This is a genomic window from Bacillus cereus (genome assembly GCF_002567495.1).
Taxonomy (GTDB): domain Bacteria; phylum Bacillota; class Bacilli; order Bacillales; family Bacillaceae_G; genus Bacillus_A; species Bacillus_A cereus_AQ.
The window spans coordinates 47,812-67,395 of record NZ_NVAP01000023.1 but is presented as its reverse complement, the minus strand read 5'-3'; the positions used below and the strand labels follow the sequence as shown (position 1 = coordinate 67,395).

Sequence of the window (19,584 nt, the reverse complement as noted above, 5' to 3'; positions counted from 1 at the left end):
GGAAAATATTAACATGAAATAAAATAATATATTCATCCACAAATAAAAGAGGTGAATACTATGCAACCTTCTGCTCCACCTCATCTAGAATCTACAGAAACTATCTTTTCTAGTTCTATTACAAAACTTGTTGTTTTTATTTGTTGGCTAGCCATTCTAGCCGACGGATATGATTTAGGTATTTACGGTGCCGTTCTGCCAAAGCTCCTAGAAGACAACAACTGGGCGCTATCACCGGCTCATGCTGGTACAATTGCCAGCTATGCTTTGTTTGGGATGTTTATTGGCGCTATTCTAGTTGGAACGATTACAGATAAAATTGGACGAAAATGGACGCTTATATGCTGTTTAGCACTTTTTTCTATCACAATGGGTTTAGCAGCTATCGCTCCTTCTCCTGAGTTGTTTGGGTTATCTCGATTTATAGGAGGAATCGGATTAGGCGGTGTTATCCCAACAGCTTCAGCACTTACTGTTGAATATTCACCCCAAAAAAGGCAATCTTTTATTTATGCCCTTATGTTTACTGGCTATCCTTTAGGTATCGTGTTAGGTGCTATTTTGTCCATGGTTATGTTAGAAGATTTCGGATGGCGAATTATGTTTGGCATCGGAATGATCCCACTACTCCTCATTCCTTTCATTATTCGTTATTTACCTGAGTCCATTCAATTTTTATTATCACGTAATCGCCAAGAAGAAGTGCAACAAATTCTTAATCGTTTTCAAATTAAATTTCATGTAAAAGATGAAACTCATCGAGCCCCATCTAATATAAAAAAGAAAAATGGATTTATTACGTTATTCTCAAAAGAATACATAAAAGCAACGCTACTTTTTTGGACTACTTATATAATGGGCATGTTTTTAATATACGGCTTAAATACTTGGTTACCACAGATGATGCGCCAAGCAGGATACCCTCTTGGGTCTAGTCTGTCATTTCTACTTATGCTAAACATTACCGCAGCTATCGGCGCATTATTCGCTGGAGCAATTGCCGATCGTATAGGAGCAAAAATTGTTATTAGCATCTCCTATCTTATGGCAGCTATATGTATCGGACTATTAACAATCAAACCATCTGTTACAATCATTTATCTTTTAATTGGGCTTGCTGGTATTGGATCGGTCGGTATTACTCAAATATTAAATGCATATGTAACACAATACTTCCCATCACATATCCGCGCTACCTCCTTAGGCTGGGGACTTGGACTTGGTCGAGTTGGTGCAATTGCTGGCCCTATTCTTGTAGGTATTATTATGACAATGCAATATGACTTAACATGGAATTTTTACTTATTCTCTTTTGCAGGTCTTATTGCAGCTATATCTGTTTTCTTTATTCCTACAAAATAAAAAGAGCACAAACTTACTTGTGCTCTTTTTCATATGCTTCAAACAGCATGTCTCGAAATAGTATATTTAAAATCTCAATATCGATCCCTAATCCCTTTTCAACACCTTTTACGTATTGCCCATAGTAATGAATTTGTTCTTCTAAAAATTGATTTAGCACCTTAATTTTCAATCCAACATCTAATTCAGTACCTGCTTTTTTCTTTATTAACAACTTTTCAATTTCATCTAATACACTACGCTCTAATGATAATTCTGTAATCAATCGATCAAATTCTACAGGAGGTAAAGTCGCTTTCTCTTCTAGCCACTTACAAGCTAAAATGGGACGTAATACATAAAAGTACTTTTTCAGCTTTACATTCTCACCTTGCAAAAATTCACGATAATTTTTCGACGCCATATGTAAATAATGATATATCGTTGCTTTGGGATCAAAATTCTTTTCACTCATCTGTTGAAGTAGTTCTGGAAAATTAGAGTTTTTCGAATAAAAAATTGGTGATCGAACCCACTCAAGTAAAGCTGGATTCGACTTCGCGAATAGTTGCAACGCCTTTTTAATATCCCAGCCACTTATATCTAAATCATCACTAATAGGATATTCAATTACATCTCGTTTATCATGAATTGATAAATACCATTCTACCGGATGTATATAAACAAACCTAACATCATAATCGCTATCTTTCGATGGAAATCCCCAAGCACGACTCCCTGATTCCACCGCAAATAAAATTTTTACTTCATTCTCTTTTTCAATTCTTTCTAACTCCAACTCGATTTTCTCTCTCATTTCATACCATCTCCATTTTTTGATTATTTCCTTGGAAATTCGACAAATACACTACTAATTTTACTACATACTAAAAAACTGTCAGAAATTACTGACAGCCAAACGAAACATCTATTGTTGATTTTCGATTACAGTAGTAGCAATTCGCTCAAACTCTTTTTGAATCTCTTCTTTATATGCATCCACTTTCGAAAAATCCATAGCAGCAATATAAATTCTTTCTAATTTATCACGAACCGATTTTGCTTTCGCCAAGAAAGACATCGCCTCACTCATTTTTGCTTTATATTTAATGGAAACATCACGAATTTCCTTCGCATATTTCTCATCCGTCCCTGGCGTAACAATAAGAGCATACATATCAATAATTGCATCACCCTCACGACTTGGAAAATATTCATGCGGCGCAGTGCTATCAAAAATTGCAAAACCTAACTCTCTTACAATAATCATATCCAGACTATTTGGATCAAATCCGCAATGATATACTTCAACTTCAAAGCCCTTTTCTTCTGCTGCTTTAGCCAACTTTTTAAGCATTGTTGATTTTCCAGAGCCTGGGCGCCCCTTTATAAAATAACGATGTGGTAACCCTTCTGTTAAATTAGGAACAAAATCAACTGCTCCTTTCGGTGTAGCGGCTCCTAAGAAACGATGTTTTACAAGCGATTTCTTCCCGCCTTTCTCTGCGAATAATTTCTGAATTAGCTGATCTGTTAGTTCATTTGCCTTATTAAAATCTATATTATCAATATAGATTTTCTCCCACTCATCATGTATAACTAAGGCCTCGTTAAAACATCCATACGCAGATTGGAAAGCCTTGCTTGCTTCTGATGCAAACCGTTCAATTTCTACCTTCTTCTTTTTTAATTTATTTGAGTCCCAAGCAATCCCTAAATTTATATACTCTTCGACAACTCCCGGCATTTTCGGCTCAATAACATGCGGCGATGTTCCATCGACAATCCCTGCTTTTAATTTCGGGATAATCACACCATCCACTGATTTATTGTCAGAAGAACAATGTAAAAATTCGATATCATATCCTTTTTCCATCCATTCACGACCGATTGCCTTTATTAAAGAAGATTTCCCCGTTCCTGGGCCACCCTTTAAGATAAATAATCTGTCTAATCCTTTTAAATTCTCTTCGTATAAATTATGAAATCCTCTAGCTGTATTGCCACCAGCATAATAATTTAATACATTTCCTGTCACTGCACTCACTCCTTCGCAGCATTCTATTTACATAAGCTACAATATGCGAGCAGCTTTATTTGGGTGAATACCTATTTTGTATTGCACGAAAAAAGGAAATGAATTATAATTTAACTATCGAAAAATTTTGAATTTTAAAACTGAATACTTCTTTATCAAGAGAGGCAGAGGGACCGGCCCTTTGAAGCCCAGCAACCTCAGTTTATACAAACTGAATAGGTGCTAATTCCTGCAAAATGCATTGCATTTTGGAAGATAAAACTCAACTAGCATGCAAAGCTCATCTTTCTTGATATTGGAGGATGAGCTTTTTATTATTTGAAAAATATATATTGGAGGTATGTAAAATGAAAGTAATTGATCTATCGCAAACATTTGAAAATAATATGTCTCAATTTCCTGGAACACCGAAAATCCAACTAGAAGCTGTTACAAGCGTTGAAGAAGCAGGCTATCAAGTGACAGATTTTCATTCCGTCGTTCATGTGGGCACGCACTGTGATGCTCCTGCGCATTTTATTTCAGGCGCAACGACCATCGATCAATTACCCCTTGATCAATTTGTAGGCGAAGCCGTTCTTATCGATGTAACTCACATTAAAGAGCGAAAATTACCTAAGGCAGTATTGCATAATGCTGACATAAACGAAGGTGATATTGTTATTTTTCATTCAAATCTATCCACTAAATGGAATACAGAAGCTTATGAGAAAGAAGCATTTTATCTTTCTGAAGAGTTAGCTGAAGAATTAGTTCAATTAAAAGTAAAATCTATCGGTTTAGATTTCATTTCTCCTGATGAAGTAACGACAGAAACATCACCGATCCATCACATATTGCTAGGGAATAATATTTATTTAATTGAAAACTTAACAAACCTAGATGCTATCGAAGCGAAACGTTTCTTTTTCTCGGCAGCACCTTTAAAAATTAAAGATAGTGACGGTGCTTTCGCAAGAGCATTCGCTGTTATTTTTTAAACGGGCTACAAAAAAAGCAAAGGTCATTATTGACCTTTGCTTCTATATTTTCTATTTAAATTAAGAAAGAATTGTTCCACACGAGGACGTACCCAAGCTAAACAATCAATCTCTTTCTTCTTTGTGCAAGCTATCTCTTCACCATCTACCATTTCAACAAGTTCCAGCTCTAACAGTTGCCTCGTGAACGCTAACATATTTACTTCTTCAGCTGGATACTCTTCTTTTAATTTCTCCTCAATTTCCCCCAATAAAAAACCGTCACGCATCATTGCTAGTGCATCAATCCAAAGTGGCGGCATTTCATATTTTTCTCCTGTAATTGTATCTTTTACAATATAATTCTTTTGCTCTTTTCGAAATTGAATTGTATGTAAACATACAGTCGAATTTAATGTTAATTCCATCATACCACCTCTTTCATAATATCTGCATAGAAAAAAGGATGCGCGTGCACCCCTTCTTATCTTTTCGTAACACTACTGAACCGTTACATGAGCAATCAATCTCATGTCGATATTTTCCTCCATTATAAACGAAGTATTTTATAAAAAAAACCCTTCTTGAAACATTTTATAAAATGTTTATATTTACACAACAAGAACACTTTTCTGAAAAATCTTTTCTCCCAATACATTAGACGGTCGGCAGAAAAATTTCTACTTTCGTTCCTACTCCTATACTACTTTGGATTGTGATACTCCCTTGATGCTCCTTAATGATTTTATATGTAATCATTAATCCAAGTCCTGTACCATTCTCCTTTGTTGTGTAAAAAGCCTTGCCGATTTTTCCTAATTTCTCATTCTCTATACCAAATCCTTGGTCTTCGACAGAAATACACAAATGTCCTTGTGTTTTTTGATATGCACGGATATGAATTTCTCCACCCTCTGGCATTGATTCTATTCCATTTTTAATGATATTTAATAACACTTGTTTTAATTGCTTATCATCACCGTTTATAGTCGGTAAATTCCCATCTACTTGTAAATGGCATTTAACTCTATATTGCGTTGCATAACTTTCCATTAGCTGCACAACATATAGAAGGATGTCTCGTATATTACATCTTTCATAATTTGTTGGCTTTGGTTTTCCTAACAACATCAATTCACTAACAAATCCATTAATCCTTTCAATTTCTTGTAGCATAATGTTGTAACTCATCGTATCAGTTGGATTTCTTTCTTTTTGCATTTGCGTAAACCCTTTTAACGCTGTTAGCGGATTTCGAATTTCATGGGCAATTGTTGTAGACATGGTCCCAATCACAGCTAAATTTTCCGTCTCTTTCATATTGTTCATCATTTCAACCACTGTTCTTACATAAGATTGAAATCGTTTTAATAAGGAATGTGAAATAATAAAAAAGAATATACATAAAACAAGTGGAATCACAACTTTAATATCTTGTAATATCAAAGTGAAAAATACATACTTTCCAATTACACTAAAAGAAACTAAGTAAAAATATTTTTTATTCACAAATATCGGCGCAAATAAAATTAACAATATTTCAACCATATTTCCATTTTCAAAAACACGATTACTGTTTAAATAAATCATTAAATTATTTATGATATCAATAAACATATACCCAATTAAAATCAAATATTTCACAAAATATACATAACCTTTTTTTTGAAGATATACTGAAATAGGAAATAAAGATATTACTAATATATACACCCCTATCCCCATACCACCTTCTGGCCATCCTACCCTTGCACCATTAATGTCCATAGCCGGATACACAAAATAATAAATAACGTCATATAAAAAAAATATAATGTAGAATAACAATAAAAATACTTTTAAAGCTTCTCTTTCCTCATAAATTAAGCTTTTAAATTTGTTCATATGAATACTCCTCATGATCAATACAAAAAATAACGTTTTATATGTTATCTCCTTAAATTATAAGTATGAAATTGCTTTCAGGGCAATATTTAACCTTATAATACTAAAAGGAAGGAGATCTCTCCTTCCTTTTGGTAACAACTTACATCCATCTTACCCTATCATGTAACAACCCATCCGTAAAATTATTATGCCCCATTACAAAATCCTTCATATATAAATTTAAATATGCACCGTACTTACTTTCTGTGTTTAATAACAACTCCTCAACGTAATAAGCACCTTGTTCAAATGGATCTAAAAGTATACTGCACAAGCCTGCATAAATCCCGCACCCTACCTGAAAATAGGTTGCATTCGTTTTATATTTACGAAAAGCTTGGCTACTATTCATCACATTATACATATATGTCTCACTATTTTCATACACGAGTAAAACACCGACCAGGTCCTCTCCAGCAACCTCTTCTTCCGCTGGATTAAATACTTTACGGTTCCAGTTCCATAAATCTTCTACTTGATCTAAGTTCTGTCTAATTACATTTGTTGTATACTCATTAATTCGGTAAAGAAAACCCACTTCCATGTTGAAGTTTTTCCCTAAAATTAATACTTCCTCATGTGGCATTAAACAGCCATAAAATTCTTTTTCTCCTAACTTCACTTTATACTCTGAAGCATATACATCTTCATAAAAATAGAGAGGACGATGATGACTCATATACATTGGATAACTCCAGATTGCTTCATCTAAAAATCTCTCGACTGCCCATGAAGTATAAAGTGTATGAGGCTTTATAAGTGCTGTATCATTCAAAAATGACGTATCATGTTCTACAATATAACATGCTCTTGGCCTTTCATTTGGTCGCTCCTTCATAAGCTCAACAACCATCCATTGAACAACACCTGGATTCATCCCTGAACCTATAATCGCTTTTGTATTTGTAAATTTCTCTTTCTCCTTCTCAAACCTTGTATATCTTTCCGTAAGCTGAAAACCAATTAAACTATCGTCCTGATCTACCGCTTCATTTTCCAAGGCTGAATTAATATAACAAATTCCAAGTTCATTACAGCAGCTTAATACTCTAATTGTATCCGCACCTGAAACATCAATAACAACACTCGTTCTTTTTTCTTTTACATGCTGTTTAAATTTCACTACATCTTGAAGGTCTATTTCGTATAAAAACAATTGATTTTTCAAATTTGGAAACAACTCATCATAATAAGTCCTATCTTTTTGTTTTATATCAACCAAATGAAATTTGACATTCTTTATCGATTCATAAATTGGATCTTTTTCATTTACTATCGCTTGATTTAAAATCGCTAAAACTGCTTTTGCTGCTCCACCAGCACTACCCAGTAATGTAATCGATAATGAATTTGGAAACTGCTCCACAAACAAAACCCCTTTAATAAATTAGTTGAGCAGCTCCTCCTCCAAAAAATAAATTGAATACATAAAAAGATAGCTCGTACACAATTCTTATAAGTTAGTACAAAGTTATCTTTTAAAAGATCACACTATAATGTATTTATATTCAATTCATTTTTCCCCTCATCTCCAAATTAAGCTAAAACAAATAGGCTCGACCTTTTCTTCTCCATATAAAAGAAAAAGCCAGCCCTTCCAACTCATCTACGGACAGTGGACAGATTTTACATGTTGAATATTCACATACATTTTTGCATCACGTGCTTTTAATATTTCAATATGGCCTTCATCAATTTTTGCCATTTTCCCAATTTTATTGGACTCCTCACCTAAATCAAACACCATAATTTTCCCAGTCATTTTAATAAGCTGTTCTTCAAACGTTCTAGCTAGCGTAATATTTAACGGATTTACGGGGAGTTCATTTTTGTTGAGGGCATACGGTACTTGGTTTTCTTTATACGGAATTAACCATTTTAAATGCTTTAAAGATATATATACCGTTTTATAAACCGGACTATAAAAAACAATATAATCGTTCATCACACTTGTAACATAACCATGTATTGGAGCATTTCCTGCTACATAAACTTCTGTAAAAATCCCTTTAGAAGTACTTAATACTTTTCTCAAAGAAATCGAAGGTGATTCCCTCTTAATTACAGAATCGACATCTGGTTTTGATATGTCTTCATCATGTGGTCTTAAAAATTTATAATATTGTACATGATATAAAGATATATATACGTAATCTTGTCCATTGTAAAGAACAACGATATCATTTCCTACATCAATTAATACACCTTTAAATCTTTGTTCACCGATTAATTTAACATATATATTTTCTCCAATACTTTTGTTTAACTCATTCATCTATATCCCCCTTCCTATGAATTTCTTCTTTCTTGTCTTCCATTTCTAAAAAAATAATCAGGGCAAAGTTCTGTTTTAATAGTAAGTAATTCCTTTTCATACTATCGAAATAAGAAATTGTTCTTCTCTTTCCCTCATAATGCCCCTCTTATTTATTAAACATTATTCATCTTCATTCTTTTTACATTTAACTACCTGACTCACACTCTTAATATGATAATTAATTATATAAATGACTTCATCGCAGTTTACTAGTGTAATACATTCTTCATGCACTTCACTTAATAATCCTTCCACACACTCTGGGCCGCCACGATTAATCTTTACCCACTTATACTTCAAGTCACGCAATACATCGACAAAAGTATCATCTTCAGAGCAGAAACATGAAACATAGCAATCGCCACATTTACTTTCTTTCACTTTCTTAACTAGACTCTTCACATGTTTCAATTGGTAATATACTAATTCACCAAGAGGAAGTTGTAATGTAAGGTAATCTCTACCTAACGATACAAGTACCCCCACTCGACTCTCTGGTCCACGAAGATTTACTTTTACAGTCTCACCAACTAAGCATTTAATTTGCTCACAGCATAATATACTTTCCAAATTTGTATCCTCCTTTCTTATTATCTTCCTCTACTTGACTGTCTTTGTGCGCGATCTCGACCTGAACAATTGCTTTCACTAGTACTTTCTTCCTTCTCTACGCAACCTACTGAGACACTCTTAATATGAGATACTGCAACTAATATAATTTCTTCTTTGACAATTAATGTCACAAATTCACAAGAAACATCTTGTAAAATACCTTCAACTTTCTCTGGGCCACCACGATTAATTTTCACCCAGCAATATTTGAAGCTTTGAAGTAGCTTTTCAAAGTCATCTTCACATTCACATTCCAACCATCTGCAATCATCTGCTTTACAATCTTTCGCATTTTTTGTAACACTTTTCAAATGACGAGTTTGATAGTAATAGAGCTCTCCTTTTTCATTCTTTAATACAAAGTAATCCGAACATACTGCGACTATTGTCCCTTTTTGAGATTCTGGACCACCCCTGTTTACTCTCACAAAAGATCCAATTAAGTCTTTCAGAAAATCACAATGAAATAAACTCACGAGAAAACCCCTTCCATTAATTTATAAGCTTTTGCACTGATAGTATATGTATCTGTACAGGTTACGTTCTCTATGTTTGTCCTAGCTAGAAAAAAATATGCTTTTAACATGGTAGACTACTACCTATTAAAACCATAAGGAATTCTACGTGCCCATTAGGGTTTTGATATCTTTAGACAAAAAATCCCGTATGAAGATACATTTCTGCATATCTTCATACGGGATTTCCCAAAGTTTAGTCTTCGTCTTTAACATCCATATCTTCTGGAATTGGTTCGTTTAGTATTTCTTCCACTAACTGCTTATATTTCTCCATTTGCTCTAAATGTGTATTAAATTGTTCTTTATTTACTAAATATTGCTCTCCATCGAATAGCGCACGAATTTTCTTTTGCTGAATTAACTCTTCAATATATGATTTTGGCAGATTCAAGTACTCCGCAGTCTCTTCTACTGTTATATACAATGCGTTCATTCCTTTATTATTTTTTCATATATACTGTATCTTACTTTACTTTATTTTTGTAAACAAATAAAAAAGATTTTGTAAATGCAGTTTAAAAAGCAGGTAGATGCATTCCATATATTGTATAATAGTATATAGTAAGAATTTTTTAAATATATAAGGGTGTTACCCATTTACACAAAGGAGAGTTAACATATGGCTACTCGTCACATCATTACAATGTTAGAAAAAACACTACAAGTTGAAACAGAAAACACAATTTCTCATTTAAATGTATCTTTATCTGATCGTTTTCTTTCTCAAAGCGCAACAATACATGGAAACAATTGTTATCATACAATTGGTGAATGGTACAAAAATCATTTCTTATTCCAACAAGATGATTTCCTTTGGGCTAAATATGCTTTCTATGACGCATATTGTGAAGCCATCAAAAAACAAGGCCACCTTACAAAACGCGTCCGTCAAATATTAGAATCATTGGCTCGAAAACACGGAAAACAATATATTGCTTCTATACTAAATATGCCATTTCCTAATGGACGCGCTAAAGGGACAGCATAATGAAGCCATGTTCTGCGTAAGCAAAACATATCTTCATTGTTTTCTAGGATGCTTTACAAATAAAATGTTCATATCACACGAACTGATGAAACCGGTGTCATTATAATGATTGAAAATATAGTAAACAGGAAAACCCCCACTTACATCTCTCATCCATTTGAATAGAGAAATAAGTGGGGGTATACTTGTTCCTTATTATTTCATCATCTGCTTAATCAGTTCGCGATTTCTCTTCTTAAATACTTCATTATGAGAAGAAACCATTCCGTACTCACTTGCATCTGGTTGAATAAATTGTTTTGCTTTATTCACAGCATTTCCAGCATCTTGGAATGCACCTGCAATTAAGTGTAATTTCCCTTCATGCTTTAAAATATCTCCAGCAGCATATAATCCATCTACTGAAGACTCACTATTTGCATTCCCTGCAATATAATAATTGTCTATAATTGCAACGTCTAACTCACTATTTTCTAATAATGTAATATCACGTTCATATCCATGATTAATAATAACTTCATCAATAAGTAAATGAGAAACCTCGCCCGTTTCATGATTTGTTAATTCTACATATTCAATCGCTTCATGATTATCACCAGCAATTAATTTTGTAATCGATGTATTAAAGAAACACTCCGCTGAGCTGTTCATTAGTTGTTTTACTTGTGCTTCATGACCAGATAATTCTTCTTTTCTATATGTTACATACACTTTTTTCGCAATTGGTTCCAATTCATTTGCCCAATCAACAGCAGAATTACCTCCGCCAGAAATAATAACTGTTTTACCTTTGAAACGCTTTAAAGATTTGACTGTATAATTTAAATTCGATACTTCAAATCGCTCAGCACCTTCAATGGATAACTTTTGCGGTTTCAATATACCACTTCCAGTTGCAACGATAACTGTTTTTGAAAAATGTTCTTCCCCATCGCTTGCTTTTAACGTAAAAGTACCATCTTGATTACGAATAATTGATTCTACTTTTGTATTTAATACAACTTCCGGCTTAAATGTTAGCCCTTGCTGTACAAGTTGTTCAATCAATTTATCACCTGTAACTGGCAATAGCCCTCCTACATCCCAAATCATCTTTTCCGGATAAACATGTATCTTTCCACCTAACTGTGGTTGAAATTCTATTATTTTCGTTTTCATCTCTCTGAGTCCACTATAAAAAGCTGAATAAAGCCCTGCAGGTCCTCCGCCTATCACGGTTACATCAAACAATTCTTCTCGATTCATTCGTGCTCACTCCTCAGCTACTAATCATTGATTATCATTCTCAATAAAATATAACCTGTTTCTACAAAATTTACAATCAAAATTACTATTGACAATACACCCATATAAAATTATATTATTTAAAGAATCAATAGTGATAATCATTATCAACTTGTTAATAATTAGTAATTTTGGGATTACATCTTCTTTCATTAATATGGTCAATACTATATTGTGAAATCTCACATTCAAGATTTTTAATAGGCGTTTTGCATTACCACTACTCTTTCAAAAAGATTAAAGTTAAACAAATTATTGTATACACATACCATCTATTTAAAGGAGAAAGACGATGAAAAAGTTATTTATTTCACTAACAGTTCTTTTCGTTTTTGTTATGAGTGCTTGTAGCAATGGCTCTACAGACAAAAAGAACGATGCAAAAGGTAGCAAATCAGAAACAATTACATACCAATCTGAAGATGGTAAAAAAGTAGAAGTTCCTGCAAATCCAAAACGCGTTGTTGTTTTATCATCATTCGCTGGTAACGTAATGTCATTAGGTGTAAATCTTGTTGGGGTGGATTCATGGTCTAAACAAAACCCACGTTTTGATAGCAAACTTAAAGATGTTGCTGAAGTATCAGATGAAAACGTTGAAAAAATCGCTGAACTAAATCCAGATTTAATCATTGGTTTATCAAATATTAAAAATGTCGATAAGTTAAAGAAAATCGCTCCTACTGTAACATACACTTACGGAAAAGTTGATTACTTAACACAGCATTTAGAAATCGGTAAATTATTAAACAAAGAAAAAGAAGCAAAAACTTGGGTTGATGATTTCAAGAAACGTGCACAAGATGCTGGTAAAGAAATTAAAGCAAAAATCGGTGAAGATGCAACAGTTTCTGTTGTAGAAAACTTCAACAAACAGCTTTATGTATACGGCGAGAACTGGGGCCGTGGAACAGAAATTCTGTACCAAGAAATGAAATTAAAAATGCCTGAAAAAGTAAAAGAAAAAGCATTAAAAGATGGTTACTACGCATTATCTACTGAGGTATTACCTGAGTTTGCTGGTGATTACTTAATCGTAAGTAAAAATAAAGATACTGATAACTCATTCCAAGAGACAGAATCATACAAAAACATCCCAGCAGTAAAAAATAATCGCGTATATGAAGCAAACATGATGGAATTCTATTTCAATGATCCACTGACATTAGATTTCCAACTAGACTTCTTCAAGAAGAACTTTCTTGGTCAATAATACAAACATGAGGAATTCTTAATTTAAGAATTCCTCTTCCTTTATTCTATGAAAAGAAAAGATGTGAAACGAATGACAAAAGATCATGATAATCCACGTTCCATGGCTTTTACATACAAACTAATTTTAAGTATAATTGCATTCTTTCTTATTTTTATGATTGCAATGGTATTAGGTGCTGCAGATACTTCTATAAAAGATGTATGGTTAGCACTCACTTCCTCCGCTAAAGGAGACAAAATATCTATTATTCGCGAAATACGTTTACCACGTGAAGTTGCTGCTATCTTTGTAGGAGCTGGACTCGCTGTTTCTGGAGCTATTATGCAAGGTTTAACACGAAATCCACTTGCAGACCCTGGATTACTTGGCCTAACTGGTGGAGCAAATGCTGCACTTGCGTTAACGCTGGCTTTCAATCCTTCCATCAGCTATCTTTACTTAACATTAGCTTGTTTTATCGGTGCTGCCATTGGCGCTCTTATGGTATTTGGAATTGGTATGGTGAAAAAGGGCGGCCTTTCTCCCCTTCGAATTGTATTAGCTGGTGCTGCAGTTTCAGCATTTCTGCTCGCAATTTCAGAAGGAGTCGGCATTTACTTTAAAATTTCACAAGATGTATCACTTTGGACTGCTGGAGGCGTAATCGGAACAACTTGGAGCCAATTGAAAGTTATTATTCCGGTCATTTCTATCAGTATCTTTATCGCTATCTTACTAGCAAAAAAATTGACAGTCCTTAGTTTCAGTGAAGAAGTGGCTGTTGGACTCGGTCAAAAAATTATCGTCATTAAAACAATTTTATTTATCATTATTATCTTACTTGCTGGTGCCTCTGTAGCACTTGTCGGGAACATGGCATTTATCGGATTAATGATACCTCATATGGTTCGTCCAATTGTGGGTCCAGATTACCGATTTGTTATTCCGATATCAGCAATCGCTGGCGCATCCTTTATGCTACTTGCAGATACAATCGGGCGTACTATTAACGCTCCGTATGAAACACCAGTTACGGCAATTGTCGCTATTGTAGGATTACCATTCTTCCTATTCATTGTTCGTAAAGGAGGAAAAACATTCTCATGATGCCATCTATTTTAAGAAAACAACGTCTTATTATACTCGCTTTACTTATACTGACCATCACAACCATTGTAGTTGGAATGGGACTCGGTTCAGCATCGTTATCTTATGATCGACTACTCCCAACACTAATGGGACAAGGAACTTTTAAAGAGGAGTTTGTTTTATATTCTTTAAGGCTACCGAGAATTATCATTACATTATTAGCTGGTATGGCACTCGCTTTATCGGGCGCTATCCTGCAAGGGATTACACGTAACGATTTAGCTGAGCCTGGTATTATTGGGATTAACTCTGGTGCTGGTGTTGCCGTTTCTATTTTCTTTCTATACTTCCCAATAGACGTAGGTTCGTTTCTTTACTTACTACCAGTCGTTGGGTTTATCGGTGCTCTTCTGACAGCTATTCTAATTTATGTATTTTCATATAGCAAATCAACAGGACTTCAGCCAATACGGTTAACATTAACCGGTATCGGTTTTTCATTTGCACTATCTGGAATGATGATTGTCCTTATTTCATCTGCTGATCGTATGAAAGTCGACTTTATCGCCAAATGGATTGCGGGAAACATTTGGGGAGATGATTGGGTCTTTATTTTCGCAATGCTCCCATGGTTAGTCGTATTAATTCCGTTTGTTTTCTATAAAGCAAATCGATTAAACATTCTAGCATTAAACGAACCCGTCGCAATCGGCGTTGGAATTGAAATTGAAAAAGAACGTAGATACTTATTAATTGCAGCTGTTGCACTTGCTGCTGCAGCTGTTTCCGTAACAGGAGGAATCAGTTTTATCGGGCTGATGGCTCCTCACATCGCAAAATCTTTAGTAGGTCCAAGACATCAAATCTTCATGCCAATCGCCGTTTTAATAGGCGGATGGTTATTACTACTAGCAGACACAATCGGACGAAACATCGTTGAACCTAACGGTATCCCAGCAGGTATTGTCGTTGCTTTAATTGGTGCTCCTTACTTTATGTATTTATTGCTGAAGAAAGCATAAAAATACCCTCAAGAGTGAAATCTTGAGGGTATTTTCGTTTTATTTTACTGCTGCCCATATCCTTCAAACTTCTTCGCCAAATTCTCCATCTCATCTTCTGGCAACAACTTCGGTTCCCCGACACTTTTCGTTTGATAATAAATTTGAGCACAGAACTCAATCTCTTCTGCAACAGTAAACGCCATTTTTATATTGTTTGCACCAGCAATTAAACCGTGATTGGCAAGTAACACGGCACGACGATCTATCATTCCTTCGAAGGCAGCCTCTGCTAATCGCTTCGTGCCAAATGTTTCATAGGGCGCACAGCGGACATTCGGACCTGCAAAAGCAATTAAATATGACACAGCAGGAAGCTCCCATCCTAATGATGCAATCGTCTTTGCATAAGGAGAATGTGTATGCACAAGCGCATTTATGTCTTCACGATTTCTATAATAAATAAGATGCATATCTAATTCACTTGATGGTTTTCTCTCTCCTTCTACTACTTCACCATCTAAGTTTAATATAACTACATCTTCTGGCTTTGTTCCATAATACTCTAGACCACTTGGGCTAATCGCAATAAGACCTTGTTCACGATTGAAGATACTAATATTACCGCCCGTCCCCTTTGTTAAACCACTAGAAATCATTTTCTTTCCATACGCTACAATTTCTTCTCTTTCTTTTTGTAATAACATATACATCCCCCTAAGTATGAAGCTTCTGATGACTGATTTTTATATTTATCTACTTATTGAAATAGCTTTTTTAAGTTCTCCGTAAACGGTGCTTTTACAATCCCTTTTTCCGTAATAATTGCTGTTACATTTTCATGTGGCGTAACAGCAATTGCTAGATTATATACTTTGCTTTCTTTCGGAACCGAATATTGTCCGAAACGATTAATCACTTCAGAAGCATCTCTTTCTTCCATAAAAATACTTCGTGAACTTAGAAATGGTTTCCCTTCCATACTAATTGTAAACGTTTTCTTAAAGCTATAAAAAAAGAATAGGTTTAATTTTTTTCATCCTATAAATATGTATTCTTCTTTTTGAAAGGTATATCTAGATTTTATTATATCTTGTTAGCACTTTGAGTCAATGTTTCTAACTATCAGCGTAATATACTTCCTAATTACATATTTGAGCTGACAAAAATTGTTCAAAAAGATTTCGATTCATTTTATTTTATTTATCGCACAATTCTTTGTAAAATAGAAATAAGCAGTTCCTTTTCAAATACATAACTTCTAAGAAATATTTCCTTCCTAAGAACTTATACTTACACCATATCTCTAACATACACACTAAACTTTCAATCACTCATCTAAAATTGATAGACTTAAAATTACCTTTCTATTCCCTGATAGCCTTAATTGAGAATAAATATTAATTAAATTGGAATAAAGTTGCTTTATTCGCTTGACAAAATAACCACTTCTATATGATAATTAATATCGAATTAGAATTATTATAGTTAATTAAAAAATATATTTTATGAGCACACTATTTTTTGATGCTCACAACCAACATTTAGGAGGAATTTTAACATGTTATTAATCGGCACAGAAGTAAAACCGTTTAAAGCTAATGCTTACCATAATGGAGAATTTATCCAAGTTACTGACGAAAGTTTAAAAGGAAAATGGAGTGTAGTTTGTTTCTACCCAGCTGACTTCACATTCGTTTGCCCAACTGAACTTGAAGACTTACAAAACCAATACGCAACTCTAAAAGACTTAGGCGTTGAAGTATACTCTGTATCTACAGATACTCACTTCACTCACAAAGCATGGCATGATAGCTCAGAAACTATCGGCAAAATCGAATACATTATGATTGGTGACCCAACTCGCACAATCACTACAAACTTCAACGTTTTAATGGAAGAAGAAGGTCTTGCTGCTCGTGGTACATTCATCATCGATCCAGACGGCGTTATCCAATCTATGGAAATCAATGCTGACGGTATCGGCCGTGACGCAAGCATTCTTGTTAACAAAATTAAAGCAGCTCAATACGTACGTAACAACCCAGGTGAAGTTTGCCCAGCTAAATGGCAAGAGGGTTCTGCAACACTTAAACCAAGCCTTGACCTTGTAGGCAAAATCTAAGGAGTTCGATCAAAATGATACTAGATGCAGATATAAAAACACAACTATCCCAATATCTTCAATTAATGGAGAACGATATTTCACTTAAAGTAAGCGCTGGAGACGATGCAGTATCTAAAGATATGTTAGCTCTAGTTGATGAATTATCTACTATGTCATCTAAGATTACAGTAGAAAAAGTTGAACTAGAGAGAACACCAAGCTTTAGCGTAAATCGCCCTGGTGAAGACACTGGTGTTGTATTCGCTGGTATTCCATTAGGACACGAATTTACTTCATTAGTGTTAGCTTTACTACAAGTAAGTGGACGCGCTCCAAAAGTTGAGCAAAAACTAATCGATCAAATTAAAAACATTCAAGGCGAATATCATTTTGAATCTTATATCAGCCTAAGTTGTCATAACTGTCCTGATGTTGTACAAGCTCTTAACGTAATGAGCGTTCTTAACCCTGGTATTACACATACTATGATTGATGGCGCTGCATTCAAAGAGGAAGTAGAAAGCAAAGACATCATGGCAGTACCAACAGTTTTCCTAAATGGCGAATCTTTCGGAAGCGGTCGTATGACACTTGAAGAAATTTTAGCTAAAATGGGTAACGGTCCAGATGCATCAGAGCTTTCTGATAAAGATCCATACGATGTTCTTGTTGTTGGTGGCGGCCCTGCTGGTGCAAGTGCAGCAATTTATGCAGCACGTAAAGGCATCCGCACTGGTATCGTTGCTGAGCGCTTCGGCGGTCAAGTAATGGATACTATGGGTATTGAGAACTTCATCAGCGTAAAACGTACTGAAGGTCCTAAACTAGTAGCAAGCCTTGAAGAGCACGTAAAAGAATACGACATCGATGTAATGAATCTACAACGTGCGAAACGTTTAGAGAAAAAAGAACTTATTGAAGTGGAACTTGAAAACGGTGCTATTCTGAAAAGTAAGAGCGTAATCGTTTCTACAGGTGCTCGCTGGCGTAATGTTGGCGTACCAGGTGAAGCTGAGTTCAAAAATAAAGGTGTAGCATACTGCCCACACTGTGACGGTCCATTATTCATCGGAAAAGATGTAGCAGTTATTGGCGGAGGTAACTCTGGTATTGAAGCAGCTATCGACTTAGCAGGTATTGTTAAGCACGTAACTGTTCTTGAATTCATGCCAGAATTAAAAGCTGATGCTGTATTACAAGAGCGTCTTAACAGCTTACCAAACGTAACTGTTCTGAAAAACGTTCAAACGAAAGAAATCACTGGTACTGACAAAGTAAACGGTATTTCTTACATCGATCGTGAAACTGAAGAAGTTCATCACGTTGAATTACAAGGTGTATTCGTACAAATCGGTCTTGTTCCAAACACAGACTGGTTAGGCGAAACAGTTGAACGCGCTCGCGGTGAAATCGTAACAGACAAGCACGGCGCTACAAACGTACCAGGAGTGTTTGCTGCAGGTGACTGTACAAATAATCCGTACAAACAAATCATTATCTCTATGGGTTCAGGTGCAAACGCAGCTTTAGGTGCATTTGATTACTTAATCCGTAACTAATAAAAAAACAGGTGCCAAGGCACCTGTTTTTTTATTACCCTAATGTATACACTAAAAACCTCTCATGTCCATTCTTCTCATAAGCACCTGACAATCTAACTTCTTTCTTCAGCTCAAACGCAGTCTGATTCTCTAAGAAGAAAATATAATCCTCCGAAGGATAATATAAAATAATATCCACTTCTCTCTCCATTTCTTCTACCGAAAGCAAAATGTTATTGACTACGTTCATAAACACTTGTACAGAAAATGGATTAAAGAAATAAAACCGATTATCACGCGAATCAATCTCATATTCTTGTGCCAAACAACATTCAAATTGAATTTTATCTTTACTGTTTCGCACCTTTCGTCCATAACGATCACGATTATCCATCGCTTCTTTATAAAACTCTTCATTCATTTCAATTCCGACTGCTGATGCACCACATTTATGATGCATATAAAAGTTTAATCGACCTTTCCCGCACCCAAAGTCTACAATTCGGTCGCTACTTCGTATTTCATATTGATTCAATAACTCATCTAACCCGCTATACGGCGTCGGTTCATAGCGGTGATAATGCATAGACTTGTTAAACCCTTTTTGCTCACCGACTGTTTTTATATGTAAAACTGCATCGTAATATTGTTCGTTCATTCGTTTTCTC

At 34.8% G+C, this 19,584-nt stretch carries 21 protein-coding genes and 1 riboswitch; of the genes, 8 read left to right on the top strand and 13 right to left on the bottom strand.

The window, feature by feature from the left end:
- The first annotated feature begins 60 nt into the window (after positions 1 to 60).
- Positions 61 to 1,362: an MFS transporter gene (locus COK05_RS10320; RefSeq protein WP_098612506.1), complete on the top strand. Its 1,302-nt coding sequence runs from the start codon at positions 61 to 63 to the stop codon at positions 1,360 to 1,362.
- A 13-nt stretch (positions 1,363 to 1,375) separates the two neighbouring features.
- Here the strand turns inward: COK05_RS10320 and COK05_RS10315 are convergent, their stop codons facing one another.
- Together COK05_RS10315 and COK05_RS10310 are read right to left on the bottom strand one after the other, a co-directional pair.
- On the bottom strand, positions 1,376 to 2,158 hold the full coding sequence (locus tag COK05_RS10315) for a nucleotidyltransferase domain-containing protein (protein ID WP_098612505.1): 783 nt from the start codon (positions 2,156 to 2,158) through the stop codon (positions 1,376 to 1,378).
- Positions 2,159 to 2,269: 111 nt separating this feature from the next.
- On the bottom strand, positions 2,270 to 3,379 hold the full coding sequence (locus tag COK05_RS10310; protein ID WP_098612504.1) for a PRK06851 family protein: 1,110 nt from the start codon (positions 3,377 to 3,379) through the stop codon (positions 2,270 to 2,272).
- A gap of 149 nt (positions 3,380 to 3,528) precedes the next feature.
- A riboswitch (SAM riboswitch) is annotated at positions 3,529 to 3,641 on the top strand.
- Between the two features lie 85 nt (positions 3,642 to 3,726).
- Between COK05_RS10310 and COK05_RS10305 the strand changes: the two genes are divergently transcribed.
- A complete protein-coding gene (locus COK05_RS10305) occupies positions 3,727 to 4,359 on the top strand; it encodes a cyclase family protein (protein WP_090978202.1) in 633 nt (210 codons plus the stop codon).
- Between the two features lie 26 nt (positions 4,360 to 4,385).
- On the opposite strand, the gene COK05_RS10300 is transcribed toward COK05_RS10305, so the two are convergent.
- The 7 genes from COK05_RS10300 to COK05_RS10265 form a co-directional block, all read right to left on the bottom strand.
- Positions 4,386 to 4,766 carry a hypothetical protein gene (locus COK05_RS10300; protein WP_016083694.1) on the bottom strand — a complete coding sequence of 127 codons (381 nt, stop codon included), beginning with the start codon at positions 4,764 to 4,766 and terminating at the stop codon, positions 4,386 to 4,388.
- Positions 4,767 to 4,995: 229 nt separating this feature from the next.
- Entirely contained in the window at positions 4,996 to 6,222 is a 1,227-nt protein-coding gene (locus COK05_RS10295) for an ATP-binding protein (protein WP_098612503.1), read from the bottom strand.
- A 142-nt stretch (positions 6,223 to 6,364) separates the two neighbouring features.
- Positions 6,365 to 7,630, bottom strand: coding sequence for an S-adenosylmethionine decarboxylase related protein (locus COK05_RS10290; RefSeq protein ID WP_098612502.1), 1,266 nt, complete (start codon positions 7,628 to 7,630; stop codon positions 6,365 to 6,367).
- A gap of 240 nt (positions 7,631 to 7,870) precedes the next feature.
- Positions 7,871 to 8,539, bottom strand: coding sequence for a DUF2642 domain-containing protein (locus COK05_RS10285; protein ID WP_098612501.1), 669 nt, complete (start codon positions 8,537 to 8,539; stop codon positions 7,871 to 7,873).
- Between the two features lie 162 nt (positions 8,540 to 8,701).
- The gene (locus COK05_RS10275; protein ID WP_098612499.1) at positions 8,702 to 9,151 is read right to left on the bottom strand and encodes a spore coat protein; all 450 of its coding nucleotides are present in this window, start codon (positions 9,149 to 9,151) and stop codon (positions 8,702 to 8,704) included.
- Between the two features lie 20 nt (positions 9,152 to 9,171).
- Positions 9,172 to 9,669 carry a spore coat protein gene (locus COK05_RS10270; protein ID WP_098612498.1) on the bottom strand — a complete coding sequence of 166 codons (498 nt, stop codon included), beginning with the start codon at positions 9,667 to 9,669 and terminating at the stop codon, positions 9,172 to 9,174.
- 235 nt (positions 9,670 to 9,904) lie between these two features.
- A complete protein-coding gene (locus COK05_RS10265) occupies positions 9,905 to 10,144 on the bottom strand; it encodes a helix-turn-helix domain-containing protein (protein WP_001998970.1) in 240 nt (79 codons plus the stop codon).
- A gap of 186 nt (positions 10,145 to 10,330) precedes the next feature.
- On the opposite strand from COK05_RS10265, the gene COK05_RS10260 reads away from it, so the two are divergent.
- A complete protein-coding gene (locus tag COK05_RS10260) occupies positions 10,331 to 10,699 on the top strand; it encodes a hypothetical protein (protein WP_098612497.1) in 369 nt (122 codons plus the stop codon).
- 195 nt (positions 10,700 to 10,894) lie between these two features.
- Here COK05_RS10260 and COK05_RS10250 read toward each other — a convergent pair whose 3' ends face one another.
- Entirely contained in the window at positions 10,895 to 11,944 is a 1,050-nt protein-coding gene (locus COK05_RS10250) for an NAD(P)/FAD-dependent oxidoreductase (RefSeq protein ID WP_098612496.1), read from the bottom strand.
- 331 nt (positions 11,945 to 12,275) lie between these two features.
- Between COK05_RS10250 and COK05_RS10240 the strand changes: the two genes are divergently transcribed.
- The 3 genes from COK05_RS10240 to COK05_RS10230 are packed head-to-tail and all read left to right on the top strand — an operon-like array spanning position 12,276 to position 15,289.
- Positions 12,276 to 13,196 (top strand): iron-hydroxamate ABC transporter substrate-binding protein, encoded by a 921-nt coding sequence (locus tag COK05_RS10240; RefSeq protein WP_098612495.1) that lies wholly within the window; start codon positions 12,276 to 12,278, stop codon positions 13,194 to 13,196.
- A gap of 48 nt (positions 13,197 to 13,244) precedes the next feature.
- Positions 13,245 to 14,285 carry a FecCD family ABC transporter permease gene (locus COK05_RS10235; protein ID WP_141539003.1) on the top strand — a complete coding sequence of 347 codons (1,041 nt, stop codon included), beginning with the start codon at positions 13,245 to 13,247 and terminating at the stop codon, positions 14,283 to 14,285.
- Complete coding sequence (locus COK05_RS10230) at positions 14,282 to 15,289, top strand: FecCD family ABC transporter permease (protein ID WP_098612493.1); 1,008 nt, start codon at positions 14,282 to 14,284, stop codon at positions 15,287 to 15,289. Before COK05_RS10235 ends, COK05_RS10230 begins: the two co-directional genes overlap by 4 nt.
- Positions 15,290 to 15,333: 44 nt before the next feature.
- Here the strand turns inward: COK05_RS10230 and COK05_RS10225 are convergent, their stop codons facing one another.
- Both COK05_RS10225 and COK05_RS10220 read right to left on the bottom strand, forming a co-directional pair.
- On the bottom strand, positions 15,334 to 15,975 hold the full coding sequence (locus COK05_RS10225; protein ID WP_098612492.1) for an L-fuculose-phosphate aldolase: 642 nt from the start codon (positions 15,973 to 15,975) through the stop codon (positions 15,334 to 15,336).
- 53 nt (positions 15,976 to 16,028) lie between these two features.
- Positions 16,029 to 16,256, bottom strand: a complete 228-nt coding sequence (locus COK05_RS10220) for a hypothetical protein (RefSeq protein ID WP_369680719.1) — start codon at positions 16,254 to 16,256, stop codon at positions 16,029 to 16,031.
- A 573-nt stretch (positions 16,257 to 16,829) separates the two neighbouring features.
- On the opposite strand from COK05_RS10220, the gene ahpC reads away from it, so the two are divergent.
- Entirely contained in the window at positions 16,830 to 17,393 is a 564-nt protein-coding gene (gene ahpC, locus COK05_RS10215) for an alkyl hydroperoxide reductase subunit C (RefSeq protein ID WP_000924420.1), read from the top strand.
- A 14-nt stretch (positions 17,394 to 17,407) separates the two neighbouring features.
- Positions 17,408 to 18,934, top strand: coding sequence for an alkyl hydroperoxide reductase subunit F (gene ahpF / locus COK05_RS10210; RefSeq protein ID WP_098612491.1), 1,527 nt, complete (start codon positions 17,408 to 17,410; stop codon positions 18,932 to 18,934).
- A gap of 34 nt (positions 18,935 to 18,968) precedes the next feature.
- On the opposite strand, the gene COK05_RS10205 is transcribed toward ahpF, so the two are convergent.
- A complete protein-coding gene (locus COK05_RS10205; protein WP_098612490.1) occupies positions 18,969 to 19,574 on the bottom strand; it encodes an SAM-dependent methyltransferase in 606 nt (201 codons plus the stop codon).
- Between the last annotated feature and the right edge of the window lie 10 nt (positions 19,575 to 19,584).